Here is a 22,298-nt window from a genome sequence, read left to right as displayed (position 1 = left end):
ATTCATTTGGCAAGCAAATGGTATAAACCGAAACGGCATTGGAAGGAGATCGAGTTATGGAAGGACGTTCCGGAAGAGAAATGGAACGATTGGCTTTGGCAGCTGACACATACGGTAAGAACAGTAGATGATTTAAAAAAAGTGATTAACTTGACCGAGGATGAAGAGGAAGGCGTCAGAATTTCTACCAAAACGATCCCCTTAAATATTACACCTTACTATGCTTCTTTAATGGACCCCGATAATCCGAGATGCCCGGTCCGTATGCAGTCTGTACCGCTTTCTGAAGAAATGCACAAAACAAAATACGATCTGGAAGATCCGCTCCATGAGGATGAAGATTCACCGGTACCCGGTCTGACACACCGCTATCCCGATCGTGTGCTGTTTCTTGTCACGAATCAATGTTCCATGTACTGCCGCTACTGCACAAGAAGGCGTTTTTCCGGACAAATCGGAATGGGAGTCCCTAAAAAACAGCTAGATGCTGCGATTGCTTATATCAGGGAAACACCTGAAATCCGCGATTGTTTAATTTCTGGCGGTGACGGGCTTTTGATCAATGACCAAATTTTAGAATACATTTTAAAGGAGCTGCGCAGCATCCCGCATCTGGAAGTAATTAGAATCGGAACAAGGGCGCCGGTCGTCTTTCCGCAGCGCATTACCGATCATCTGTGCGAGATATTGAAAAAATATCATCCAGTCTGGCTGAACACCCATTTTAACACAAGCATCGAGATGACAGAGGAATCCGTTGAGGCCTGTGAAAAGCTGGTGAACGCAGGCGTGCCGGTCGGAAATCAGGCCGTGGTGCTAGCCGGTATTAATGACTCGGTTCCAATTATGAAAAAGCTCATGCACGACTTGGTGAAAATCAGAGTCCGTCCTTATTATATTTATCAATGTGATCTGTCAGAGGGCATCGGGCATTTCAGAGCTCCCGTTTCCAAAGGTTTAGAGATCATTGAAGGGCTGAGAGGCCATACCTCAGGCTATGCGGTTCCGACCTTTGTCGTTGACGCACCAGGCGGCGGAGGTAAAATCGCCCTGCAGCCAAACTATGTATTGTCGCAAAGCCCTGACAAAGTCATCTTAAGAAATTTTGAAGGTGTGATTACGTCATATCCAGAACCGGAGAATTATATCCCTAACCAGGCTGACGCCTATTTTGAGTCCGTTTTCCCTGAAATCGCTGACAAAAAGGAGCCGATCGGGCTGAGTGCTATTTTTGCTGACAAAGAGGTTTCATTTACACCGGAAAACGTAGCCAGAATCAAGAGGAGAGAGACGTTCACAGCGAATCCGGAGCATGAAACATTAAAAGACCGGCGTGAGAAAAGAGATCAGCTAAAAGAAAAGAAATTTTTGGCGCAGCAGAAAAAACAGAAAGAGGCTGAAAACGGAGGGGATTCTTCATGAAAACATGCGAATGGTGCGGCGAGCTTGAAGCGGTAACCGGCAGGAACACGGTGTACTGGGAGCTCCCTGACGGAACAAGAGCTATAGAACTGACAGACACGCCCGCCATGGTTTGTGCTTCCTGCGGAATGACCTATCAGGAGGAAGCCACAATAAAGGAGATTGAGGATCAGCTGCTTTTGATTCAAACAAAAAAACTGCCTCAAAGCCTGACCTATCGACAGCTCATGGAGACAGAAAGGATTCTGAAACGCAACTATTTTGACTTCTCCTGAACGATGTTTCGGTTTCTTTTGTTGTAATTTTACACTTGAACTGTATAATAGAACAACAAAAGACAGACATCAGGAGGGGAAATCCATGAAATCCTTTTATCATTATTTATTGAAATACAGACATCCTAAGCCGCAGGACAGCATCAGTGAATTTGCCAATCAGGCGTATGAGGATCACAGCTTTCCGAAAACCTCAACCGATTATCATGAAATCAGTTCATATTTGGAGCTGAGCGCTGATTACCTGCACACGATGGCAACGTTTGATGAAGCTTGGGATCAATACGAGGCTGAAGTGCACGGCAGATAGCAGCTGTTTATCCGCAGATCATTGCGGATTTTTTTATGTCCTCATCCACACCATAATTGGATATTTCCTTTGGTTTTCATGCCCATGCGAATTGGCGTCACCCGGCATACGATAGCGTATGAGAAATGTTGCGGCGAGGGGGAGACACCATGAAGCAAAATAAACCGAAATTCCAAGTAGGGGATATCGTAGTCGTCATTATGTATGGAACAGTCGGCACCGTCACTAAAGTACACCAAATTGATAAACACTATCTTTATGAAGTCAATCATAATGAAGTCTTATACTTTGAATCGTCCATTCAGCTGTACAAAGATTATGAGGGTGTCATTGTCGACATGGAAAAGCTTGATATTGAGTATGAATTCCTTATTGGGGACGTCGTTTATGTGAAAGATTATGGAAAAGAACTCTTTCGCATTATCGGTCACAGAACAGAAATTTGGAGATATTTAGAAGATGGCTGGGAAGATATCATTTATGAGCTGACCCGTTTAAAGGATGGAGAGTGGCTTGAAACGGAGGAAGAGGATCTCACACTGGTGCTTAGAAAATATGAAATGGACCAGTTTGTACACCAGATGTTGTTTGTGCACTATGTCGGAGAAACTGGCCATGAGATCGGCGAAGATATCGCATCGTCTGCTCTTCTTCAGTTTGAAGGCGATGATGAAGATCAAAATACCCTTCACATCCTTGCTGTATCAATTGTTGATGAGCTTCTGGATATTTATAATGACTACAAGATTCTGTACGAAATGTTTCGAGATGAAGAATATAAAGATATGATGATGTTTGTTCTGGAAAGTTTAAAAGAGCATTTCAGTTAGTTTAAGAACATACGGATTAAGACATATAAAAAATAAGGCAGACAGCCCCAAATCATCACATGCGTCATTCCTTTGAGCGTTTTTTCCATTAAGATATCAAATCTGTCTCCGTCCAGTGCTTCCATCATTTTAGCAATCATAGTGTCAGCCTCCCATGGCTTGTTTTTTTATTCAATGTATATGACTGAAAGAATTGTTTAGAACACTGGGTATAATTCAGCCTGTTTTTTCATAAAACATAAAAAAGGAGGCGGTACGGAGATGAAAGAAATAGATCTTGTGATTGATACGGAAGAAATCGCTGAATTTTTTTACAGAGAGCTTGCGCGGCGGGGCTACATACCTAGTGAGGATGAGCTGTTTGAAATCGCTGATATTACCTTTGATTATTTGATAGAAAAATGTATGATAGATGAAGAGCTGGATGAAGATGATTGAGGCTTAAAACCGGGGTGTTCTGCTCCGGTTTTATTATTCGTGTTCTATGACTTCTGTGAAAATCGAGGTGGTTAAAATGTTGTACAAGCCTGTTAGCTTGTTTCTTATTTTTCTTTTTTTAGCTGCGGCCATTCATACAAATGCTGTTCAATCTGCAGATGAAGCGATAAGCAGGGCGGCTATTTTGATCCGCCACCCATGGCTTAATGATGTCATGACAGGGATCACGCACCTTGGTGCTTCTTCTTTTCTCCTCCCTCTTATCCTGATCATTGGAGCGGGCCTGTTTTTTTACAGAAAAACATGGGACGGCCTATTGATGTTCTTGGTATTCGGTGCAGATCGGCTGTTAAATAAAATCTTAAAAGAATGGATTGAACGAGTGAGGCCTGATTTTGCACCGCTGGTTCATGAATCATCCTTCAGCTTTCCGAGCGGCCACTCCATGAATGCTGCCTATGTTTATCCTGTCATTGCCTATTTTTTAGTGAAACATCTCCCGTTTTTGTCCAAACATAAAAAAATGGTATATACCATAGCCGGCGTGATCACTGTTTTGGTCGGCATAAGCAGAGTCTATCTGGGGGTTCATTTTGTCTCCGACGTGTTAGGAGGCTTTAGTCTCGGCCTGCTTCTGTTTTTCCTAGTAAAAGGTTTTGACGAAAAGATTAAGCGGTTTCGACAAAAATAGAGAAAGGAAAACCGGGCAAAAACGCCAATATGTTAAAGAAATAAAAGGGAGGGGATCTTGATGATGTTATCCGTGTTCAAAAAGAAGTCTTGTTCCTATGACGTGACAATATTTCAAACACCCCGGTTTGGCGAAAAAAAAGGCTACAGAGCCGTCTATCGAACTGAACTGAACGGGAGCGATCATCAAGACGTGCTGAAAAGAGCATTCTCTTTGTTTAATGTATTTGACACCGTTCCAAGTGATTATGACGCGAGATTTGTGGCCACAGGAGACGTGATTCTGATTGATGAAGGCAGAAAAGGGAAAACATATTACAAACTGCTTCCCGCTGGATGGAGGAAAATCAATCGTCTGATTGTGCAAACGACATAACAAAAAGAAAACTGCGGAAACCCGCAGTTTTCTGCAGTTTAAGGCTTGCGTTTGGCAGCGGAATACTCTTTCTCGTGCGCCTCTTCAGCTGCAATGACATCTTTTGCAGGTATGTGATTGTTCTTTTTTTGGCCGGTGATCCGATTGCGCTGTTTTTTACCCATGTCTCATCCCTCCTTCCTGCGGTTAGGTTTTCAAATAAACACCTCGATTATCCCGTTTTTCTCAGGAAGTGCCCAAACGGCCTCGGAACATTTCTTTTTGCGCCATATTCCTTTATAATCAATGCTGAAGTTTGTCTCATCATGACATTCGTTGTAAAATGAACGGACTGGATGATAATTTAGATTTAGGAGGATATGAGATGAGTGTACATATAGGTGCTGAAAAAGGACAGATTGCGGATACAGTGCTTTTGCCGGGAGATCCTCTCAGAGCAAAATTTATTGCTGAAACGTATCTTGAAAATGTAGAATGCTACAATGAAGTCAGAGGCATGTATGGATTTACAGGTACATATAAAGGCAAAAAAATCTCCGTGCAAGGAACGGGAATGGGCGTTCCGTCTATTTCAATTTATGTGAATGAATTAATGCAAAGCTACGATGTGCAAAATCTAATAAGAGTAGGTTCTTGCGGCGCTATCCGTAAAGATGTCAAAGTGCGGGACGTCATTTTGGCAATGACTTCCTCCACTGATTCACAAATGAACAGAGTCGCTTTCGGAAGCATTGATTATGCGCCTTGCGCCGATTTCGAACTTTTAAAAAATGCTTATGATGCCGCAAAGGATAAAGGCGTGCCGGTGAGTGTAGGAAGCGTATTTACAGCTGACCAGTTCTACAACGACGATTCGCAAATCGAAAAGCTTGCAAAATACGGTGTGCTGGGCGTAGAGATGGAAACGACTGCATTGTATACATTAGCAGCGAAGCACGGAAGAAAAGCGCTGTCAATTCTCACCGTGAGTGATCACGTATTAACAGGAGAAGAAACGACAGCGGAAGAGCGTCAAACCACATTTCATGATATGATAGAAGTGGCTTTACATTCCGTATCACAGTAAAATAAATCAAGAGGCGTGCTGGGTGCCGGCAGCCTCTTCTTTATGAATGCGGAAACGATTGATAAAAGGAAGGTAATGTAAATGAAAAAGTCCGGTAAATGGTTCTCACTGGCTGCCGCTCTGAGTGTAACGGCAATCGTCGGAGCCGGCTGCAGCATATCGAACGGAGATGCTCAAAAGGATACGAAAACCACAGCAGAAACGAAACAAACAGAACAAAAAACAGCTGACAGCAAAAAAGCAAACACTCAGGACAGTGAGTTTTCATTGGAAAGCAAATATTTCAATGATATTAAACAAGTAGACGGTTTGGAAACCATTCAAAATCCAGAAAACATCCTCGCGCTTGTCAATAAACAATACGCATTGCCCGAAAACTATGAACCTAGCGATCTTGTTATACCTGATGTAGAGTTTTCTTTTGAAGAAAAGATTCAAAAACGTTACATCAGAAAGGAAGCGGCCGACGCATTAAAAACAATGTTCGATGCTGCGAAAAAGGAAGGCTATGAATTGGCAGCTGTCTCGGGGTACCGTGCGTATGACAGACAGAAAGTCATTTTTAACAATGAAGTAAACCTAAAAGGGGAAAAGAAGGCAAGGGAAGCGGTCGCTTACCCGGGTGAAAGCGAGCACCAAACAGGCCTGGCGATGGACATCTCGAGCCGGAGTAATGGCTTTCAGATAAATGAAGCGTTCGGAAGCACGGCCGACGGAAAATGGGTGCAAGACAATGCTTATAAATATGGTTTTATCATTCGCTATCCCAAAAATAAAGAAGATATCACGAAATATGAATATGAGCCATGGCATCTGCGTTATGTAGGCAAAAAGGCCGCAAAGGACATCCACGACAATGATTTAACGCTGGAAGAGTACTTTGAAAAAGTGAAGAAAATCTAAAAGAGAAAGCCCGCTTACAATTGGTAAGCGGGCTTCATTGTGTCTGATGAATCTAGCATTTGGTCAGACAATGATTCTATGCTTACCAGAAGAATAAACCAGCCAGAGCCACTCCTGTAATTAAACCGAGGGAAATACCGTAAGCTGCTCCGTACCCCCAATAGCCGCCCCAATAGCCGTAACCGAAACCTCTAGGCCCTGCGCCGACAGGAGGAGCTATATAAACTCTGTCTCTTGTTACACGGGTAATTCTGCCGACGTGAACTCTCCCGCCTCTCTCTGTAATTCTGACGTCTTTACCTTGATGGTTTCTGCAAAGATGGTAATATCTCTCCAATATTGTTTCCCTCCTATACTGACTTTCTATCAGCATATGATAGATAGGATAAAAAGGTTGGACGAAAACAGGGGGTGATACGCCGTTTTACTTATATGCGATAAAGATACAATGACCCATGTACTCACTATAGATCTGCATAAGTTCATAATGTGTTTGAAGCGTATCGTAATAGATAGGAGCAATCGTTTGCGATAAATCCATTTCAGTGGTTGGTTCAAATTCCATATCGTCCGGAAGAAGTGACATCGCTTCCGTTTTTTGAAAGCCATAAGTCTTCAGGAGTTTATGCCACTTGGCTTCTTCATGTAAGTCAGTAAAACCGTAGAAACCCATCATTCGCTTTTTTTCTGCAGGCGGCATCGGTTTTTTTAAAGCTGCTTCAATACCAATCAGCATCCCGCCGGGCTTCAATACTCTTGAAATCTCCTGAAGAGAGGATGACAGATGGGAAAAACTGAGGACTGACTCTGACAAAACGCATGAAAAGGACTCGGAAGAAAACGGGAGGTGTTCCAGCTCCGCCTGATATGAAGGGATGGCAAGCCCTTCATTTGCAAATCTTTTTTTCGCTTTCTCAAGCATGATAGGGTCTTTATCAACAACTGTTACAGGATACAGCAAATGTCCTAAATAAGCCGCTGTTTGTCCTGTTCCGCATCCGGCATCAAGAATCGGCTGATCGGGGGAGGGCGCAGCTTTTTGCAAGACCGCTTTTGAAAAAGCCAGCCCGCCCGGATGAGCTCCTGCGACACCGAATAAGGACAGCATTTCTAAATATCGGCTCAATCTCGAATCCTCCTTTTTCTTTATCATATGTCGTATAAAGACATAGGTTTATGAAAAGCGAAAGAAGGGCGTTTCTCTTTCATTTTTGCTCCGAGTTGACGAATAAGAATTCGTCCATGATAATAATGTAAGAAGAAAAAGGTGGTGTTTAATTGAAACGGCAATTTAAACTGTTTTTTATTGTGCTGATCACTGCGGTTGTCGCTTCGGCGCTTACTTTATTTATTACGGGCAATTCCAGTATCCTGGGCCAGAAATCAATTAGCGCGGGAGACAGCCAGTTCGACAAGTTAAATAAAGCGTATGAGCAAATCAAAAGTGATTACTACCAAAAGACAGATGATGAAAAATTAGTAGACGGAGCAATTAAAGGAATGATTGAATCTCTGGATGATCCGTATTCCACATATATGGATCAAGAGGAAGCAAAATCATTCGACGAAACAATTTCTGCATCCTTTGAAGGGATCGGTGCACAAGTAGAGGAGAAAGACGGTGAAATCCTTATTGTGTCGCCAATTAAAGGTTCACCTGCTGAAAAAGCCGGAATCAAACCGAAGGATCAAATCCTTAAGGTGAACGGAAAAAGCGTCAAAGGCATGAATGTAAATGAAGCCGTCGCTTTAATCCGCGGAAAAAAGGGCACAAAAGTGAAGCTTGAGCTGAATAGAGCGGGAGTCGGACATATCGATCTTTCCATTAAGCGCGATACCATTCCTGTAGAGACCGTCTATTCCGAGATGAAAGACAACAAAATTGGCGAAATCCAAATTACTTCTTTCTCTGAAACAACTGCTAAAGAGCTGACAAATGCCATTGATAGTTTAGAGAAAAAAGGCGCCAAAGGCTTTATTTTAGACTTGAGGGGCAACCCGGGCGGTTTAATGGAGCAGGCGATTACAATGAGCAACCTGTTCATTGATAAAGGAAAAAACATCATGCAGGTTCAATATAAAAACGGTTCTAAAGAAGTCATGAAGGCCGAAAAAGAACGAACAGTGACCAAGCCTACCGTCATTTTAATAAATGACGGCACAGCCAGCGCCGCGGAAATTATGGCCGCTGCCCTTCATGAATCGTCAGGTATACCGTTAATCGGGGAAACGACCTTTGGCAAAGGCACGGTACAGACAGCAAAAGAATATGATGATGGCTCTACCGTCAAACTGACAGTCGCCAAATGGCTGACTGCTGACGGTGAATGGATTCACAAAAAGGGGATCAAGCCCCAGGTGAAAGCAGAGCTGCCTGATTACGCGAAGCTCCCGTATTTGGACGCGGATAAAACGTATAAATCCGGTGATTCAGGCACAAACGTCAAAGTGGCTCAGCAAATGTTCAAAGCACTTGGCTACAAGGTAAAGGTTAACAGTACGTATGATCAGGATTTTGTATCTGTCGTCAAACAGTTCCAGCAAAAAGAGAAGCTAAAAGAAACAGGCGTATTGACTGGCGATACAACAACGAAATTAATGACAGAACTTCAAAAGAAGCTGTCAAATAATGATACGCAAATGGAGAAAGCAATTGAAACTCTGAAAAAAGAAATGTAAAAAACCCCCTGCGCGGCAGCCGCGCAGGGGGTTTTTTATGCGCCCCTCTGATTTGGATTAGGCGCTTGTTTTTTACCAAATAACCCCTCAATAACAGGATTGGACCCTGCCTTTTTGGCGAACAGCGGATTGAGAATCACCACAGCGATGATATTGGCTGCTAATCCCCAGAATCCTTCATAAATGCCATGTGCGGATTGAGTGGTATACACAATAAACGTTACCGCAAGGCCGACTAATAATCCGATAACCGTCGCTTCTTTCGTTTGTTGTTTCCAGAATAGACTGACAGCAATCGCCGGGAAGATTTGCACCATGCCGGATACGCCTAACAGCTGGAGTGTCACTAGGGCAGTCGGGAACAGCATTCCAAACAGAAGCGCAAGGCCGATAACAACAAACACCATTGAACGTGTGACAAGGGTCAGCTTGCTTTGGGACACATTCGGATGAATCAAATCCCGATATAGGTTATTGGCAAATAAATTTGATGCCCCGATTGCCATGATGGAACAAGGAATCAATGAAGCAAGAGCAATAGTGGCATATGCAAAACCTTGTGCCACCCCGCCGTAAGATGTTTGAATCAAATGCAGAAGCGCCAGTCTTGGATTTGTATCTTCCGGCAAGACAAGGAAGGCGATAAAGCCAAGAAAAATGACCAAAATTAACACAATATTATAAAGCGGCAAAAACATGCTGTTTTTTCTTACTGCATCGGCGCTTTTCGCTGTAAAAACACCTGTTGCTGCATGTGCCCACATAAAAAGTGCCAGAGCGGAAACGATAGATGCTGTGATAAACCAAGGAATCCCTTTTGGCCCTTCTGCCGGTATCGTCAGCATTTGCGGCGCTTCCTTCACTAACGTGTCAATCATCGGCGTCCAGCCGTTGAAATGAATGAGAGGGAGAGACACTACCATAAACAGCATAATGACCCACACTAGAATGTCTTTAATGATGGCTGTAAATGTAGGCCCTTTAATCCCGCTGAAGAATGTGTAAAGAGCAACAAGAATAAATGAGATGATCACAACGAATTTTACGTTAATAAATCCGGTGCCGGCAACCTGAAGCGTATCTTGAATGCCGCTCAGCTGAAGGCATATGTACGGAATAAGCATGAGCACACCGACAATGGCAACAAGGCTTGCCAAAAGCTTACTGTCAAACCGTTCCCGGGCGTAATCCGCCAGTGTTGTTAATTTATGAGTTTTCGCAACTCTCCAAAGTTTCGGCAGGAAGAAGTAGGCGATAAAGTAGGCCAAAACAGAATAAGGAATGGCGAAAAACGCAACACTTCCGCCCGTAAATGCCGTACTGGTTAACCCTAAGAAAGTATATGCCGTATAAAGGTCGGCGCCTACTAAAAACCAGACGAGAAGGCCGCCGAAGCGTCTGCCTCCGACAGACCATTCTTCCACCGAGGCGCGTGAGGATTTGTCTCTTCCGGCGAGAAATCCGATACAGACAACGGTTAAAACGATAACAGCTGTAATGAGAAGTGCAGTGAGATTCCCTTGCATTATTCAAGCCCTCCATCTTTTTTTTGCATCTGGTAAATGCCAAACGAGCATAATGGCGTAATGATAATCCACAATAGCAGCCAAAGGTGGAAAAACGGAAGGCCGAACATAATCGGTTCAATTCGATTCACAAGCGGCAATAGCGCAAGCTGAACGAATGGCAAAAGAATGAGAATAACAATAAGTGCTTTTTTAACCATTTACTTTCCTCCTGAAACATGATAATTCTCACTATAATAGCAGTTGTAAGAAAAGATCACAAGAAAATTATTAGAAAAAAATGATTTTTCCAATTATTTAATCAAAAACACATCGTTTGCATCCTGCTTAATAAAGGTTTAAAATAATAAATATCTCGAAATCGAGATAAAAAGGGGTAGGAAAATGAAAACAGAAGGATTGCATCACGTCACAGCATTCGTCAGAAATCCTTGACAGAGAATACTTTACATCCGTTTATTTCAGGGAGAAAGGCGGTATCTTATTTGAAATCGCCACAGATGAACCGGGTTTTATGACAGATGAAACGTTTGCGGAGCTGGGGACCTCATTAAAACTGCCTGAATGGCTGGAGAAACATAGACAACAGATAACAGACATGTTGCCTGAACTTTAAAAGGGGGAATTTACGATGAAGCATATTTATGAAAAAGGGACATCTGACAACGTACTGCTGCTGCTGCATGGCACCGGCGGAAATGAGCACGATCTGCTTTCATTGGGACGGTTTATAGACCCTCATGCCCATTTGCTTGGTGTCAGAGGATCTGTGCTTGAAAATGGAATGCCGCGATTTTTCAAACGTCTGAGTGAAGGTGTCTTTGATGAAAAGGACCTCGTGGAGCGGACAAGAGAATTGAAAGATTTTATCGACGATGCTGCAGAAACGCATCAATTTGATCGCGGCCGAGTGATTGCGGTCGGTTATTCAAACGGCGCAAATATTGCGGCAAGCCTGCTTTTCCATTATAAAGATGTCTTAAAAGGGGCCATTCTCCATCATCCGATGGTTCCGATTCGCGGTATCAAGCTGCCTGATATGACGGGACTCCCTGTTTTTATCGGTGCCGGGAAATACGACCCTCTCTGCACGAAGGAAGAATCAGAAGAGCTTCACCGCTATTTACGTGACAGCGGGGCATCAGTCTCCGTTTTCTGGCAGGGTGGGGGTCATCAGCTGACGCAGCATGAAGCTGAACAGGCTCGAGAATGGTACAAAGATGCGATTGTATAAAAAAACCTTAGTCCGTCATTCGGACTAAGGTTTTTCATATCCTTACAGCCAAGTTGATACTTTTGAAAGCGGCAAGCGGTTGCTTTGATGGGCAGGTTTTACTGCTTTGCCGATTGAAATAAGCATAACCGGAACAAAGCGCTCACTGATATCAAATTGCTTTTGGAACTGCTCTTTGTTAAATCCGCCGATTGCGCAAGTATCATAACCTTTTGCTTTTGCGGCAATCATAAGCTGCATAGCGGCTAAAGAAGCATTTAAGAAAGCGGAATCACGAGCGAATTGCTCGCTTTGGTAGGCACCGTTAATTTGGCCGAGCAATGTTTGTTTGATTTCATCTGAAATATAGCCTTGGTTTGCCAATTCAGCGTATACTTCTTCACCGTTTTCATTTGCCTTTAAATCGCCTAAAATGGCAACAACAGCAGAAGACTCAACGATTTGTTTTTGATTATAGGCTACAGGAAGAAGCGCCGCTTTTGATTCATCGCTGTGGAATACTGTGAAATGCCAATGCTGAAGGTTCCAAGCTGAAGGGGCTTTAATGGCAAGGTCCAATAGCTCAGTCAGCTCCTCTTTAGAGATAGGGGCATTTGTATCATATTCCTTTACGGATGCACGTGCTTTTAAAACATCCAGAGTATTCGTCATAGTGTTTCCTCCTTCGGATAAACGTGGTATGATAATAGAAAAGTTAGAAACTTACTAAATGTAACTTGAAAGATTATTGTAATGGATCATCGAATACATGTCAAACAATAGATGAAGGGATGAAGACTTGTGGGAAATACTATGTGTCCTAAAATGGAATCTGCTTTCTCATTGCTGGGAAAAAGATGGAACGGTCTGATCATCCATGTGCTAATGGATGGGCCGAAACGCTTTAAAGAGATAACGGAAACAATACCGATGATCAGCCAAAAAATGCTGGCGGAGCGCCTTAAGGAGCTTGAACAAAACGAGATCGTCGAACGGCAGGTTCTTCCTGAAACGCCAGTCAAAGTCATTTATACGCTGACTGAAAAAGGAACAGCGCTTCAAGCTGTATTCCAAGAGATGCAGGCGTGGGCCGATCAATTTTGCGAGCCCGGTGAAACAGTGTGCGAAGAAGAGAAATAAGGAAAGAGGCGTCCGGGAAAGACCCTATGTTCAATGAAAAAGTCATATGAGGGGCGGTTCATGCCGTTCACATGACTTTTTATATTCGTTAGAATAGCTTTTACAGATTTGCAAAAGGTTAATATGAAGATGATATACAAAGATAGGAAATGATCATTGCGTGACAAAGTTATTAGCAGCAAACCTATGATTAATGGGGATGATATTTTATCTCGTTTTGCACATCAGTAAGCGGAACTCTATCTGCCTGAATTTTATATTTACGCTCAAAACCCAGCCAGCTTCCATTGGAATTACATTGGCATCGAAACTGGATTTAAAAAAAAGGGAATCCAGGCTCCATCCACCACATTTGGATTACTCCGCTATACCTCGTCTTGGTGATTTCCGCTTTTATAAAAAAGAAATGAGTGAAGAAAAGAGAGAGTATCTGATGAAACTCTCTCTTTTTTGTATGGAGCAGCCGGTTGTTACATGCAAACTTTATGCCATTTTCATTATCTTATAGTTTTCCATTCAAAAATTGCGCCTCACCAAGACCGAAACTCCAGTCGGCGGCACCATTTTCGGTAATTGAAACCATTAAATCTTCTGGGGAAATGCCGCATTCTGCTTCTAGCTTTTCAGCCAGCAGGGCATACAATTTTTCCTTTTGGCTTTCTGTTCTTGTTTTGCTTGTCATACTGATAATGACCAGATCCTTGCTTCTTTGAAATCCTAATCCTGTGTCCTGGATGATAAGCTCGTTTGCCGGATGCTGATGGACAATTTGATAACGGTCTCTTTCCGGAACACCGAACGCTTCGACCATCGCTTGGTGAGCAGTATCTAATAACAATTGCAATGCTTTTTCATCACGGCCTTCAATTAAATCAAAACGTAATAATGGCATGTGAATTTCCTCCTCTTGTGAAGTTGTGTCTGTCTGTTTTCACATTGTTTGTTTCCAGACAATGAATAGATATAAAGACTGGGCTAACTTGAAAAAAACATAACATATAACCAAAAGTTAATCAACATATAACTATAAAATCATTTGGATAGGTGAAAGGGGATCGAGGAAAACTCATAGTATGATTGACAAAACATAGATTAGGAGATTAGTTTGAATATGTCATTTAACCAAAAGATAACAATCATATCGCCAAACATTTTTTTTAGTTATCAGCGAAAGCGCTTTCTGTATGGAGTGCTGATTCTGTTATTTCTCATTATTAAAGTAAAATGAAATCCGTTTGTCTCACTTATTGTAGTTTTATGTTTAGTAGCCATCGGACTTGGGATGGATATCATTAAAATCGTTCTTTCAATTGAAGCGGGAATGGCAGCTTATGGGGGCGGGCAGTGTAAACCCGGCATTAATGGCACTGCAAACAGGAGCGGATGTCATCGCATGTCATGTAAATGATGCTGGATTTTGGATGGTAAAGGGATTTTTCGGTTTGAGCATGAAAGAAATTTCAAACTTGACCGCTGCTTACAACAGTTCTCTCAGTAACAGGGCTTGGCTGTGTGTTATTGGCAGAGCTTGTGATGTAACAATACCTAGATTCAGGCCTTAGCCCAATCGTTTTTCTTCTTTGTTGAATATCTTACATATAGGCAGACATAAAGGAGGAAAAATCATGTACCCTCATTCCTATTATCGCGGGAATCCAGGTCCAGCCGGATACCCGGCGCGAAGTCCTTTCTTGTTTGGCGCTCCTTTAGTCGGCGGTTTATTAGGCGGCTTTCTCGGGAGTGCTCTGTTTAACTATCCTCGTCCCTATGCTTATCCGTCTGGCCCTTACGGTTACGGAGGCGCACCGTACGGTTTTGGTGCCGGCGTGCCATACGGCGGATACCCCGGTTTCTATTAACAAAAACGGCCTGCATCGGTGCAGGCCGTTTTTTATCGAATGATTTCTACCTCGGACATATTGTAGTCATGCTGCTTCTGAAACATCACTTCCAGAAGGCCATCCTTATAGACGGCTTTTGTTCCTTTGCGTTTGACTAAACAAGGCAGGTTTATCTTTTTGGGATGGTCCAAATTCGGGAAATTTTCTATCATTAATGCGTGAGAAGTGTGTTTAATTTTCAACTGTTCCAGCTGGCTTTCACTGATTGGCACCTTTACAAACACATGGTCTGTTGTTTCAAATAGATCGATATCAGGTTTAGCGTCAGATTTGGCGGGCTGGTCTTTTTTGGGGAGAGGATCGCGGAAAGGAAATTGAGCCGCATAATCACTGCCGAACACACTTTCCATTACACGATTTACATACGTTTCAACTTCTTTTGGATCTGCTTTTTTTAATGCTTCCTTGGAAAATTGATTGTGGAAAGGAAAGTACTTGTTCCACTCAAACATCGTCGTCACACCCTTTCTTCACGGACAAAATAGTATATGCCCGCCCGATCTTTCACGTGATATAATCTAAGATGCTCTAAAGAAAGGCAGGGATATCAATGCAATATTCAGAAACTAAAAAAGGTGTTCTCTTCACAGCCGTTTCCTTTATCATGTGGGGGCTGTTTCCGCTTTATTGGAAGCTTCTCGAACAGCTGCCGGCACTTGATATTTTGGCTCACCGTATCATATGGTCTTTTGTTTTTATGTGTATCGTGCTTTTTTTCCTGCGTCAATGGAAAACGGGGTGGCAGGAGCTGCGCACTTTGAAAAACAAGGGCGGCATCCTTTCTTTATTTCTCGCTTCCATCCTGATTTCGATTAACTGGTTTGTATACATATGGGCCGTCAACCATGGCTTTTTGCTTGAGGCTAGTCTTGGCTATTACATTAATCCGCTTGTATCCGTGCTCCTCGGTATTTTATTTTTAAAGGAAAAGCTGAATCGCCTGCAACTGATGGCGGTTTCGATTGCTGCGGCCGGCGTTATCATCTCAGCATTCCAATACGGCTCCATTCCTTATGTTGCGCTTCTGCTCGCATTCAGCTTCGGGCTGTACGGGTTCAGCAAAAAAAGAACAAGCCTGTCAAGCGCTATTGGTTTAACGCTAGAAACATTCATGATTATGCCGATTGCTTTGGGGTATTTGCTGCTGAGCGGCCATATCCATCCCGCGGGTGCGGGAAGCGGCGGGAGTTGGATGCTTCTCTTTTTTGCCGGTGTGTTGACGGCTTTGCCGCTATTATTGTTTGCGGAAGGAGCGAAACGGCTGCCGCTGTACCAAGTCGGCATCTTACAATATATTGCACCGACCATTACCTTGCTGATCGGGCTGTTTGTTTATCATGAGCCATTTTCAATTTCGAAGGCTTTTACATTCAGCTGTATATGGGCTGCTTTGCTCTTGTTTACGTTTTCACAAATAAATTGGAAACGGGCATCAAAAAGCCATTGAGGCCTTTGGCTTTTCAGCTGAAGCATATATTATGTATAATCATTTCATGTATGTAAGACATAAAGGAGCGAGACGATGGACAATGATAAAGAGATAGTGAAAGCCTACGCTTCACTTTGGAACAACCGATCTCTCGCAAGTGACCCAGAAGCTGTAGCAGAGGCGATTGACCTAGAGCTCTTGGATAAACGAACACATCCGAGACTCCGGAAACCGATGCTCGAAAAATTTTATGCTGCGATCCAGCGCATTGTGAATTCACAGCTCGAACCGGCTGTGAAATATCAGCTGATCAAATTACATACAGAACGTGCAGAGCATTTAAAAGAAGAAAGAGGGGAGCAATCATGAAAGCAATCATAAAAGAAGATGTGCAAGCATCTTTAGAACGATATGCGGACCGCCCTGTATATATCCATTTAGAAACCACAACCGGTTCTTATTCAGCGCACTTAAATGAAAAAAACATGACGGTTGTTGCATACATCCGCAATGCAAAAGTCACCTATCATCAGGCAAAAATCAAAGGCAGCGGACCTTACCGTATTGGCTTAAAAACAGAAGAAGGCTGGATTTATGCTGAAGGCTTGACTGAATACACTGTGGATGAAGAAAACCGCTTATTAATGGCGGGACACCTGCCGGGCGGTAAACTGGCTATTTCTCTGCAAATCAGTGAAAAACCGTTCACAGTTTAAAGAAAAGGGTGAAAAATAATGAAAGAACACGTACTTGTAATCCTGCCTCACCCTGATGACGAATCATACGGAGTGGCAGGCCTGATTGCCTTAAACAGAAAAAAAGACATTCCCGTTACGTACGCGTGCGCCACTTTAGGTGAAATGGGCAGAAATATGGGCGATCCATTTTTCGCGAATCGGGAGACGTTGCCGCTGCTAAGAAAACAAGAGCTCATTAACGCTTGCAAAGAAATGGATATCAATGACCTTCGGATGCTTGGGCTCCGTGACAAAACGCTGGAATTTGAGGACGATGAGTATTTAGCTGATATCATGGAAGGAATCATAGATGATGTAAAACCAAGTTTAATTGTCACTTTTTATCCTGAACACGGTGTGCACCCTGACCATGATGCATGCGGGGAAGCGGTCATTCGTGCATTGTACCGCAAAAAGAAAGAAGACCGTCCGCGCACACTCTGCATGGCGATTACTCGCAACAGAGAAGAGGTACTCGGCGAAGCTGATGTCGTACTTGATATCAAAGAAGTAGCTGATATTAAATTGAATGCATTACGAGCTCACCGAACTCAAACAGAAGGCATGCTTAGAGAGCTTGAAGAAAAATTAAAAAACAATGAACCTGTTATGGCAACATGGTTTGAAGAAGAAGTATATTGGACGTATCAATGGAATGATTAATCAAAAAGGTATAAGGCCTTAAGCCTTATACCTTTTTTAGTTTTAAGTCCGATGCAATCGCTGAAGCGAGGGTTGATCTCAAAGAAATATCTTCGAAAGACAAACCTAGCTGAACCGCGGTTTGCGCAATTTCCGGACGGATTCCCGACAAAGTTGATGAAACGCCGATTAAGCGCAGCGCCTCAATCAGACTGAACAGCTGGTGGGCAACCATTGTATCAATAACAGCTACCCCAGATAAATCAATATACAGCTGCGTCACCTTTTTCTCCGCACATTGATGCAGGGTGTTTTCCATAATCAGTTTTGCGCGGACAGTATCAATATCTCCGATTAAAGGCAGGAGCCCGACGCTGTGAAACAGCACGATGACCGGCGCGCTCAATTCAGTAATCATGTCTTTTTGAGCCTGAAGCTGGAGGCTTGTGTTTTTGTACATTTCTTCTATAAAAATATGAATGACAAGATCGAACGCTTTTATTAGGGAGTGATACAGTTCTTCGGCCTCTTCGCCTTTCACAGTGTCCTGATTGATATGGACAAATTCTTTCACATAGGAAACATATAAATCTCTCACTCTGACAAACTCTCGGATAATATAGTGGATAGGAGTCTTTAAATGCTCTTGATCCTGTGTTACTTCAAAAGCCCATTCTTTCAGTATAGGCAGGTACACCTCTTCATCATCTACAAAAATACGGTTTATCTTATAGTTGAAGGCAAGATTCTGGCTCTTTAATTTCTGAATGACATCAGGGTCTGCTGATGCATATATGGAGTTTGGATCAGTCTCCTCAATGGTTTCATACCACATTGAACTGATGGTTTCCGCATGCTGAGAAAGATATTCGTATAATTTCATGTTTTTTGCCATGTATGATCACCTCTTTTAAATGTAATGTTTTTGCGAATAACGTTTTTGCAGGTTAACCAGCCTGAAAAACAGTCCAACTGCTCCGGCGGCGAGTCCTGCAATTAACCCGATCCAATAGCCGAATGCACCAAGGCTTGTAAATGTACCGATAGTATAACCGACAGGTAGGCCAATGACCCAGTAAGAAACAAAAGCGACCGCAAGCGTATAATTCACATCTTTATACCCCCTGAGCGCCCCCTGGATCGGTGCGGCCACAGCATCGGAAAGCTGAAAAAACAGCGCATAAATTAAAAAGTGCTGTGTCAGCCGGAGTACATCGGGGTCAGACGTGTACAAGCCGGCAATTTGCTCTCTGAATAAAAGGATACAGGCTGCAGTGAATAAAGAAAAGCCGATCGCCATCATGATGCCGATCAAGCTATATGAGCGTGCATCCTTAAAACGGGTTGCGCCGGCTTCAAAGCCGACAACAATCGTTAAAGCCATGGACACGCTGAGCGGCAGCATATATAAAAGCGAAGCAAAGTTCATGGCTGCCTGGTGGGACGCGATGGTCACTGTATGGAAATGGCTCATCAGAAGCGTGACAGCTGCGAAGATGCTTGTTTCAAAAAACACGGCGAATCCAATAGGCAGACCGATTTTGAGCAGATTTTTGCATGCTTTCCAAGAGAATGTATACATAGTAAGGAAAACTCCATATTCGGAAAACGGCGCGGTTTTATGAATAATGAAGAAGCTGATGATGCAGATACACCAATATGTAAGCGCGGACGCTAGTCCGGCGCCGGCGCCCCCAAGTGCCGGCAGCCCGAATTTCCCAAAGATGAATATGTAATTCAATACAAAATTGATCGGAAGAGAACTGAGTGTAATCATCATTGTGACTCTTGTTTTCCCTAATGAGTCAATGAATGATCTCAAAACGGTGTAAACAAATAAAGGGAGAATTCCCAGCGATAAAAAGCCTAAAAAATGTTTGGCAACCTCATGCACTTGAGCCTCAAGGTGTAATCGGCCAAGAATAAGGTCAACTGCAGCATACCCAATCGCTAAAACGGCGATGCTAAGAAGCGCAGCCACATATACAGCCTGTAAAACAGTAAAAGGAATCTTCTGTTTTTTTTCAGCGCCTAATAACTGAGCGACAATCGGAGTGACCGCCATTAAAATACCTGCAAGTCCTGTATAAACAGGGGTCCAAAAACTTGAGCCAATGGCGACGCCGGCTAAATCAGCGGGGCTGACTTTCCCTGACATCACCGTATCTAAAAAAGTCATAAGAGAAAGCCCCGCCTGGGTAATGAATATCGGAATGAAAATGTGCAAAAGCTGTTTGGTCTTTTGCCGGGCGTTTAGAGTTTCTTTCATACATTGATCTCCGTTTCTTTTTCATAACGAGAGAAATTATAACATTTTATGTATAAAAAGCAATGAACGCCGGACCTATTCTTTTTTTGTCGGCTTCGTTTTTCTAAACATTTGGGCATAAATAAAAGAAAGCGAAATCACGCCTAAAAAGGTGCAAATATACTGAATGATTCTTTCGATTTCCATTCTTTACATCCCTCCTTTACCAATAGAATGTGCATCAATAAGATAAGCATGCGTGAAAAGGTGGAAATTTGAAAAGGAGATGAAGGTCTATGCGTTATGAACACATGCCGGAAAATGCATTTAAGGGAAAAATACAAGTATACTTAGAGGAAATATTAGTTGAAGCGTCGCTCATTTTGAAAACACTTCACGAAAAAGATCAGTGCCTTCTTTGTGAATTGGATGAATTGGGACACATTTTTCAGGATATGCAGGGCATCGCATCATCCTTTTATTTGCAATCATACATTGAGCAATTTACGCCGGCATTTATCGAGCTGGCCAAGGCGATTAAAGCCTTATCGGAACATAAGCATGGTGCTTTAATTGTCATTGAAAGAGCGGACCCGGTTGAACATTTTATTCAAAAAGGAACTTCCCTTTATGCAGAGATCAGCGCTTCCTTAATTGAGAGTATCTTTTATCCCGGAAATCCTCTTCATGACGGCGCTTTATTAGTGAGGGAAAACAAACTTGTGTCAGCAGCTAATGTGCTCCCGCTGACAACAAAGGAAGTGGATGTCCATCTGGGAACCAGGCACCGCGCGGCTCTTGGAATGTCGGGGTATACGGATGCGCTTGTGCTCGTTGTTTCAGAAGAGACAGGGAAGATGTCGTTTGCCAAAGACGGTGTATTATATCCGTTAATTTCGCCAAGAACGTAAAATAAATAAAAGGGCCTGATGATGCATCCTATCGTGAGTCAATATGACTGAATTCGGACCTTTTTTAAAGCATTCACTTCAAGCTGAATGCTTTTTTCTTGAAGGTAGAAAATATAAACTGATAGAAAAGTTATATATGATTAATATTAATTAGGTTAAACACTTTACCTGATTTTGTATTTGTAGTATCGTATAAAAAATATGATACACATTTTAAAGGAAGGGTGTTGCCGCATGGCTAATGTATTAATGATCGGTTTTCCCGGTGAAGGGCATATAAATCCGTCTATCGGTGTAATGAAGGAGCTGAAATCCCGGGGAGAACATATCACTTACTATGCAGTGAATGAATACAAAGAAAAAATTGCGGTGCTTGATGTTGAGTTTCGTGAGTACCATGATTTTCGGGAAGATTACTTCGGAAAAAACGCAACCGGAGATGAAGGAAGAGATTTCACAGAAATGACCTGCGCCTTTTTGAAAGGCAGTATTGATATCGTCACTCATATTTATGATGAAGTCAAACATGAATCGTATGACTATGTCATATATGATCACCATCTTCTCGCCGGTAAAATCATTGCCAACTTGCTGAAGCTGCCAAAATTTTCATTGTGTACAACCTTTGCAATGAATGAGGAATTTGCTAAGCAAATGATGGGAGCGTACATGAAAGAGCCACTTGAAGATTCTCCTCATTATGAATCTTATCAGCAGCTTGCAGAAACATTAAATGCTGATTTTCAAGCAGAGATCAAGAAGCCATTTGACGTTTTTTTAGCAGATGGGGACTTGACAATTGTCTTCACATCAACGGAATTTCAGCCACTGGCTGAGCAATTTGGCGATCGTTATGAATTTGTCGGTCCTTCAATTACGGAAAGAGCCGGAAACAATGATTTCCCATTTGATCAGATTGACAATGAAAACGTGCTGTTAATTTCAATGGGAACCATTTTTAACAACCAAAAGCAGTTTTTTAATCAATGCCTTGAGGTATGTAAAGACTTTGACGGTAAAGTCGTGCTTTCCATCGGCAAGCATATTAAAACAAGTGAGTTAAACGACATTCCGAAGAATTTCATTGTACGCCCGTATGTCCCTCAGCTTGAGATCTTGAAAAGAGCCAGTTTATTTGTGACTCACGGCGGAATGAACAGCACAAGTGAAGGTTTGTATTTTGAAACCCCGCTCGTTGTTATTCCGATGGGAGGAGACCAGCCTGTCGTCGCAAATCAAGTGGAAAAAGTCGGCGCAGGAAAAGTGCTGAAAAAAGAACAATTATCTGAAAGCCTTCTGAAAGAAACGATTCAAGAAGTGATGAATAATCCTGTTTATGCTGAAAAGGCAAAAGAAATTGGGCAATCACTCAAAGCGGCAGGCGGTTCTAAAAAAGCGGCCGACAGTATTCTGGAATTTGTGAAACACAAAACGCAATCAGCTAACGCATAGTATAAAAAGCCTGTTCTCATTAAAAGAACAGGCTCAGACTGTCGAGAAAATCTCGACAGTCTTTATTTTTTCCTTAAAATACCCATTCACGTGTAATAAAATAAAAGAAA

At 42.6% G+C, this 22,298-nt stretch carries 30 protein-coding genes and 2 pseudogenes; 21 read left to right on the top strand and 11 right to left on the bottom strand.

The window, feature by feature from the left end:
- The first annotated feature begins 6 nt into the window (after positions 1–6).
- From kamA to ACY3LV_RS04930, 4 genes are all read left to right on the top strand, one after another.
- Positions 7–1,422, top strand: a complete 1,416-nt coding sequence (gene kamA / locus ACY3LV_RS04945) for a lysine 2,3-aminomutase (RefSeq protein ID WP_148961565.1) — start codon at positions 7–9, stop codon at positions 1,420–1,422.
- Positions 1,419–1,697: a YokU family protein gene (locus ACY3LV_RS04940; RefSeq protein WP_333519497.1), complete on the top strand. Its 279-nt coding sequence runs from the start codon at positions 1,419–1,421 to the stop codon at positions 1,695–1,697. The genes kamA and ACY3LV_RS04940 overlap by 4 nt, the downstream gene beginning before the upstream one ends.
- 85 nt (positions 1,698–1,782) lie before the next feature.
- Positions 1,783–2,007: a YozE family protein gene (locus ACY3LV_RS04935; RefSeq protein ID WP_148961567.1), complete on the top strand. Its 225-nt coding sequence runs from the start codon at positions 1,783–1,785 to the stop codon at positions 2,005–2,007.
- A 149-nt stretch (positions 2,008–2,156) separates the two neighbouring features.
- Entirely contained in the window at positions 2,157–2,837 is a 681-nt protein-coding gene (locus tag ACY3LV_RS04930) for a hypothetical protein (protein ID WP_464863482.1), read from the top strand.
- Here ACY3LV_RS04930 and ACY3LV_RS04925 read toward each other — a convergent pair.
- The gene (locus ACY3LV_RS04925) at positions 2,834–2,977 is read right to left on the bottom strand and encodes a hypothetical protein (protein ID WP_148961568.1); all 144 of its coding nucleotides are present in this window, start codon (positions 2,975–2,977) and stop codon (positions 2,834–2,836) included. The two genes, ACY3LV_RS04930 and ACY3LV_RS04925, sit on opposite strands and share 4 nt — an antisense overlap.
- 121 nt (positions 2,978–3,098) lie before the next feature.
- Between ACY3LV_RS04925 and ACY3LV_RS04920 the strand changes: the two genes are divergently transcribed.
- From ACY3LV_RS04920 to yodL, 3 genes are all read left to right on the top strand, one after another.
- A complete protein-coding gene (locus ACY3LV_RS04920; RefSeq protein WP_003241581.1) occupies positions 3,099–3,275 on the top strand; it encodes a YozD family protein in 177 nt (58 codons plus the stop codon).
- Positions 3,276–3,354: 79 nt separating this feature from the next.
- On the top strand, positions 3,355–3,966 hold the full coding sequence (locus ACY3LV_RS04915; protein WP_148961569.1) for a phosphatase PAP2 family protein: 612 nt from the start codon (positions 3,355–3,357) through the stop codon (positions 3,964–3,966).
- A gap of 60 nt (positions 3,967–4,026) precedes the next feature.
- The gene (yodL, locus tag ACY3LV_RS04910) at positions 4,027–4,341 is read left to right on the top strand and encodes a shape determination protein YodL (RefSeq protein ID WP_087990437.1); all 315 of its coding nucleotides are present in this window, start codon (positions 4,027–4,029) and stop codon (positions 4,339–4,341) included.
- A gap of 38 nt (positions 4,342–4,379) precedes the next feature.
- On the opposite strand, the gene ACY3LV_RS04905 is transcribed toward yodL, so the two are convergent.
- Positions 4,380–4,505, bottom strand: coding sequence for a hypothetical protein (locus tag ACY3LV_RS04905; RefSeq protein WP_003241588.1), 126 nt, complete (start codon positions 4,503–4,505; stop codon positions 4,380–4,382).
- Between the two features lie 200 nt (positions 4,506–4,705).
- On the opposite strand from ACY3LV_RS04905, the gene deoD reads away from it, so the two are divergent.
- Both deoD and ldcB read left to right on the top strand, forming a co-directional pair.
- Positions 4,706–5,407, top strand: a complete 702-nt coding sequence (gene deoD, locus ACY3LV_RS04900; RefSeq protein ID WP_148961570.1) for a purine-nucleoside phosphorylase — start codon at positions 4,706–4,708, stop codon at positions 5,405–5,407.
- 81 nt (positions 5,408–5,488) lie between these two features.
- A complete protein-coding gene (ldcB, locus tag ACY3LV_RS04895; protein ID WP_148961571.1) occupies positions 5,489–6,310 on the top strand; it encodes an LD-carboxypeptidase LdcB in 822 nt (273 codons plus the stop codon).
- 82 nt (positions 6,311–6,392) lie between these two features.
- On the opposite strand, the gene ACY3LV_RS04890 is transcribed toward ldcB, so the two are convergent.
- Together ACY3LV_RS04890 and ACY3LV_RS04885 are read right to left on the bottom strand one after the other, a co-directional pair.
- Positions 6,393–6,647, bottom strand: a complete 255-nt coding sequence (locus ACY3LV_RS04890) for a hypothetical protein (protein WP_087990434.1) — start codon at positions 6,645–6,647, stop codon at positions 6,393–6,395.
- 87 nt (positions 6,648–6,734) lie between these two features.
- On the bottom strand, positions 6,735–7,436 hold the full coding sequence (locus tag ACY3LV_RS04885; RefSeq protein ID WP_464863481.1) for a class I SAM-dependent methyltransferase: 702 nt from the start codon (positions 7,434–7,436) through the stop codon (positions 6,735–6,737).
- 152 nt (positions 7,437–7,588) lie between these two features.
- On the opposite strand from ACY3LV_RS04885, the gene ctpA reads away from it, so the two are divergent.
- Positions 7,589–8,989, top strand: a complete 1,401-nt coding sequence (gene ctpA / locus ACY3LV_RS04880; protein ID WP_464863480.1) for a carboxy-terminal processing protease CtpA — start codon at positions 7,589–7,591, stop codon at positions 8,987–8,989.
- Positions 8,990–9,024: 35 nt separating this feature from the next.
- Here ctpA and ACY3LV_RS04875 read toward each other — a convergent pair whose 3' ends face one another.
- Positions 9,025–10,515 carry a sodium:solute symporter family protein gene (locus ACY3LV_RS04875; RefSeq protein ID WP_148961574.1) on the bottom strand — a complete coding sequence of 497 codons (1,491 nt, stop codon included), beginning with the start codon at positions 10,513–10,515 and terminating at the stop codon, positions 9,025–9,027.
- The gene (locus ACY3LV_RS04870) at positions 10,515–10,715 is read right to left on the bottom strand and encodes a DUF3311 domain-containing protein (protein WP_087990430.1); all 201 of its coding nucleotides are present in this window, start codon (positions 10,713–10,715) and stop codon (positions 10,515–10,517) included. Before ACY3LV_RS04870 ends, ACY3LV_RS04875 begins: the two co-directional genes overlap by 1 nt.
- 218 nt (positions 10,716–10,933) lie before the next feature.
- On the opposite strand from ACY3LV_RS04870, the pseudogene ACY3LV_RS04865 reads away from it, so the two are divergent.
- Both ACY3LV_RS04865 and ACY3LV_RS04860 read left to right on the top strand, forming a co-directional pair.
- A pseudogene (locus ACY3LV_RS04865) lies at positions 10,934–11,131 on the top strand (VOC family protein); the annotation flags it as partial.
- 15 nt (positions 11,132–11,146) lie between these two features.
- Positions 11,147–11,749 carry an alpha/beta hydrolase gene (locus ACY3LV_RS04860; protein WP_464863479.1) on the top strand — a complete coding sequence of 201 codons (603 nt, stop codon included), beginning with the start codon at positions 11,147–11,149 and terminating at the stop codon, positions 11,747–11,749.
- Between the two features lie 42 nt (positions 11,750–11,791).
- Here the strand turns inward: ACY3LV_RS04860 and ACY3LV_RS04855 are convergent, their stop codons facing one another.
- Positions 11,792–12,400, bottom strand: a complete 609-nt coding sequence (locus tag ACY3LV_RS04855; protein WP_148961576.1) for a nitroreductase family protein — start codon at positions 12,398–12,400, stop codon at positions 11,792–11,794.
- A 129-nt stretch (positions 12,401–12,529) separates the two neighbouring features.
- Between ACY3LV_RS04855 and yodB the strand changes: the two genes are divergently transcribed.
- Positions 12,530–12,868 (top strand): transcriptional regulator YodB, encoded by a 339-nt coding sequence (gene yodB / locus ACY3LV_RS04850; protein ID WP_003220087.1) that lies wholly within the window; start codon positions 12,530–12,532, stop codon positions 12,866–12,868.
- Between the two features lie 502 nt (positions 12,869–13,370).
- Here the strand turns inward: yodB and ACY3LV_RS04845 are convergent.
- On the bottom strand, positions 13,371–13,760 hold the full coding sequence (locus ACY3LV_RS04845) for a tautomerase family protein (protein ID WP_148961577.1): 390 nt from the start codon (positions 13,758–13,760) through the stop codon (positions 13,371–13,373).
- 436 nt (positions 13,761–14,196) lie between these two features.
- Between ACY3LV_RS04845 and ACY3LV_RS04840 the strand changes: the two are divergent.
- Both ACY3LV_RS04840 and ACY3LV_RS04835 read left to right on the top strand, forming a co-directional pair.
- Positions 14,197–14,407: pseudogene (locus ACY3LV_RS04840) on the top strand (GntT/GntP/DsdX family permease); the annotation flags it as partial.
- Positions 14,408–14,493: 86 nt separating this feature from the next.
- On the top strand, positions 14,494–14,727 hold the full coding sequence (locus ACY3LV_RS04835) for a hypothetical protein (protein ID WP_148961578.1): 234 nt from the start codon (positions 14,494–14,496) through the stop codon (positions 14,725–14,727).
- A 32-nt stretch (positions 14,728–14,759) separates the two neighbouring features.
- Here ACY3LV_RS04835 and ACY3LV_RS04830 read toward each other — a convergent pair whose 3' ends face one another.
- Positions 14,760–15,221, bottom strand: a complete 462-nt coding sequence (locus ACY3LV_RS04830; protein ID WP_148961579.1) for an Hsp20/alpha crystallin family protein — start codon at positions 15,219–15,221, stop codon at positions 14,760–14,762.
- A gap of 98 nt (positions 15,222–15,319) precedes the next feature.
- Between ACY3LV_RS04830 and rarD the strand changes: the two genes are divergently transcribed.
- The 4 genes from rarD to bshB2 all read left to right on the top strand — a co-directional run bounded on the left by rarD (position 15,320) and on the right by bshB2 (position 17,598).
- Entirely contained in the window at positions 15,320–16,216 is an 897-nt protein-coding gene (gene rarD / locus ACY3LV_RS04825; protein WP_148961580.1) for an EamA family transporter RarD, read from the top strand.
- Positions 16,217–16,291: 75 nt separating this feature from the next.
- On the top strand, positions 16,292–16,567 hold the full coding sequence (locus ACY3LV_RS04820; protein WP_464863478.1) for a hypothetical protein: 276 nt from the start codon (positions 16,292–16,294) through the stop codon (positions 16,565–16,567).
- Positions 16,564–16,914, top strand: coding sequence for a YojF family protein (locus tag ACY3LV_RS04815; protein WP_148961582.1), 351 nt, complete (start codon positions 16,564–16,566; stop codon positions 16,912–16,914). The genes ACY3LV_RS04820 and ACY3LV_RS04815 overlap by 4 nt, the downstream gene beginning before the upstream one ends.
- Positions 16,915–16,932: 18 nt before the next feature.
- The gene (gene bshB2, locus ACY3LV_RS04810; RefSeq protein WP_087990421.1) at positions 16,933–17,598 is read left to right on the top strand and encodes a bacillithiol biosynthesis deacetylase BshB2; all 666 of its coding nucleotides are present in this window, start codon (positions 16,933–16,935) and stop codon (positions 17,596–17,598) included.
- Between the two features lie 25 nt (positions 17,599–17,623).
- On the opposite strand, the gene rsbRC is transcribed toward bshB2, so the two are convergent.
- Together rsbRC and ACY3LV_RS04800 are read right to left on the bottom strand one after the other, a co-directional pair.
- Positions 17,624–18,472 (bottom strand): RsbT co-antagonist RsbRC, encoded by an 849-nt coding sequence (gene rsbRC / locus ACY3LV_RS04805; RefSeq protein WP_148961583.1) that lies wholly within the window; start codon positions 18,470–18,472, stop codon positions 17,624–17,626.
- Positions 18,473–18,487: 15 nt separating this feature from the next.
- Complete coding sequence (locus tag ACY3LV_RS04800; RefSeq protein WP_464863477.1) at positions 18,488–19,846, bottom strand: MATE family efflux transporter; 1,359 nt, start codon at positions 19,844–19,846, stop codon at positions 18,488–18,490.
- Between the two features lie 275 nt (positions 19,847–20,121).
- Here ACY3LV_RS04800 and cdaS point away from each other — a divergent pair, with 275 nt between their 5' ends.
- A complete protein-coding gene (gene cdaS, locus ACY3LV_RS04795) occupies positions 20,122–20,736 on the top strand; it encodes a sporulation-specific diadenylate cyclase CdaS (protein ID WP_148961585.1) in 615 nt (204 codons plus the stop codon).
- A gap of 234 nt (positions 20,737–20,970) precedes the next feature.
- Positions 20,971–22,188, top strand: coding sequence for a macrolide family glycosyltransferase (locus ACY3LV_RS04790; protein WP_464863476.1), 1,218 nt, complete (start codon positions 20,971–20,973; stop codon positions 22,186–22,188).
- The last annotated feature ends 110 nt before the right edge of the window (positions 22,189–22,298 follow it).

It is taken from the genome of Bacillus sp. 11C (assembly GCF_055486375.1).
Note: the sequence above shows the minus strand (reverse complement) of the source record. Positions and strands in the feature narration are given on the sequence as shown.

Excerpts from the sequence above, each read along its gene's own strand:
- ACY3LV_RS04820 (WP_464863478.1), top strand. The coding sequence starts at position 16,292 with ATGGACAATGATAAAGAGATAGTGAAAGCCTACGCTTCACTTTGGAAC.
- ACY3LV_RS04790 (WP_464863476.1), top strand. The coding sequence starts at position 20,971 with ATGGCTAATGTATTAATGATCGGTTTTCCCGGTGAAGGGCATATAAAT.
- ACY3LV_RS04930 (WP_464863482.1), top strand. The coding sequence starts at position 2,157 with ATGAAGCAAAATAAACCGAAATTCCAAGTAGGGGATATCGTAGTCGTC.
- ACY3LV_RS04855 (WP_148961576.1), bottom strand. The coding sequence starts at position 12,400 with ATGACGAATACTCTGGATGTTTTAAAAGCACGTGCATCCGTAAAGGAA.
- ACY3LV_RS04940 (WP_333519497.1), top strand. The coding sequence starts at position 1,419 with ATGAAAACATGCGAATGGTGCGGCGAGCTTGAAGCGGTAACCGGCAGG.
- ACY3LV_RS04920 (WP_003241581.1), top strand. The coding sequence starts at position 3,099 with ATGAAAGAAATAGATCTTGTGATTGATACGGAAGAAATCGCTGAATTT.
- ACY3LV_RS04845 (WP_148961577.1), bottom strand. The coding sequence starts at position 13,760 with ATGCCATTATTACGTTTTGATTTAATTGAAGGCCGTGATGAAAAAGCA.
- deoD (WP_148961570.1), top strand. The coding sequence starts at position 4,706 with ATGAGTGTACATATAGGTGCTGAAAAAGGACAGATTGCGGATACAGTG.
- ACY3LV_RS04800 (WP_464863477.1), bottom strand. The coding sequence starts at position 19,846 with ATGAAAGAAACTCTAAACGCCCGGCAAAAGACCAAACAGCTTTTGCAC.
- ACY3LV_RS04875 (WP_148961574.1), bottom strand. The coding sequence starts at position 10,515 with ATGCAAGGGAATCTCACTGCACTTCTCATTACAGCTGTTATCGTTTTA.
- ldcB (WP_148961571.1), top strand. The coding sequence starts at position 5,489 with ATGAAAAAGTCCGGTAAATGGTTCTCACTGGCTGCCGCTCTGAGTGTA.
- ACY3LV_RS04870 (WP_087990430.1), bottom strand. The coding sequence starts at position 10,715 with ATGGTTAAAAAAGCACTTATTGTTATTCTCATTCTTTTGCCATTCGTT.
- ACY3LV_RS04860 (WP_464863479.1), top strand. The coding sequence starts at position 11,147 with ATGAAGCATATTTATGAAAAAGGGACATCTGACAACGTACTGCTGCTG.
- ACY3LV_RS04925 (WP_148961568.1), bottom strand. The coding sequence starts at position 2,977 with ATGATTGCTAAAATGATGGAAGCACTGGACGGAGACAGATTTGATATC.
- ACY3LV_RS04905 (WP_003241588.1), bottom strand. The coding sequence starts at position 4,505 with ATGGGTAAAAAACAGCGCAATCGGATCACCGGCCAAAAAAAGAACAAT.
- ACY3LV_RS04815 (WP_148961582.1), top strand. The coding sequence starts at position 16,564 with ATGAAAGCAATCATAAAAGAAGATGTGCAAGCATCTTTAGAACGATAT.
- yodL (WP_087990437.1), top strand. The coding sequence starts at position 4,027 with ATGATGTTATCCGTGTTCAAAAAGAAGTCTTGTTCCTATGACGTGACA.
- cdaS (WP_148961585.1), top strand. The coding sequence starts at position 20,122 with ATGCGTTATGAACACATGCCGGAAAATGCATTTAAGGGAAAAATACAA.
- bshB2 (WP_087990421.1), top strand. The coding sequence starts at position 16,933 with ATGAAAGAACACGTACTTGTAATCCTGCCTCACCCTGATGACGAATCA.
- rarD (WP_148961580.1), top strand. The coding sequence starts at position 15,320 with ATGCAATATTCAGAAACTAAAAAAGGTGTTCTCTTCACAGCCGTTTCC.
- rsbRC (WP_148961583.1), bottom strand. The coding sequence starts at position 18,472 with ATGGCAAAAAACATGAAATTATACGAATATCTTTCTCAGCATGCGGAA.
- ACY3LV_RS04935 (WP_148961567.1), top strand. The coding sequence starts at position 1,783 with ATGAAATCCTTTTATCATTATTTATTGAAATACAGACATCCTAAGCCG.
- ACY3LV_RS04835 (WP_148961578.1), top strand. The coding sequence starts at position 14,494 with ATGTACCCTCATTCCTATTATCGCGGGAATCCAGGTCCAGCCGGATAC.
- ACY3LV_RS04830 (WP_148961579.1), bottom strand. The coding sequence starts at position 15,221 with ATGTTTGAGTGGAACAAGTACTTTCCTTTCCACAATCAATTTTCCAAG.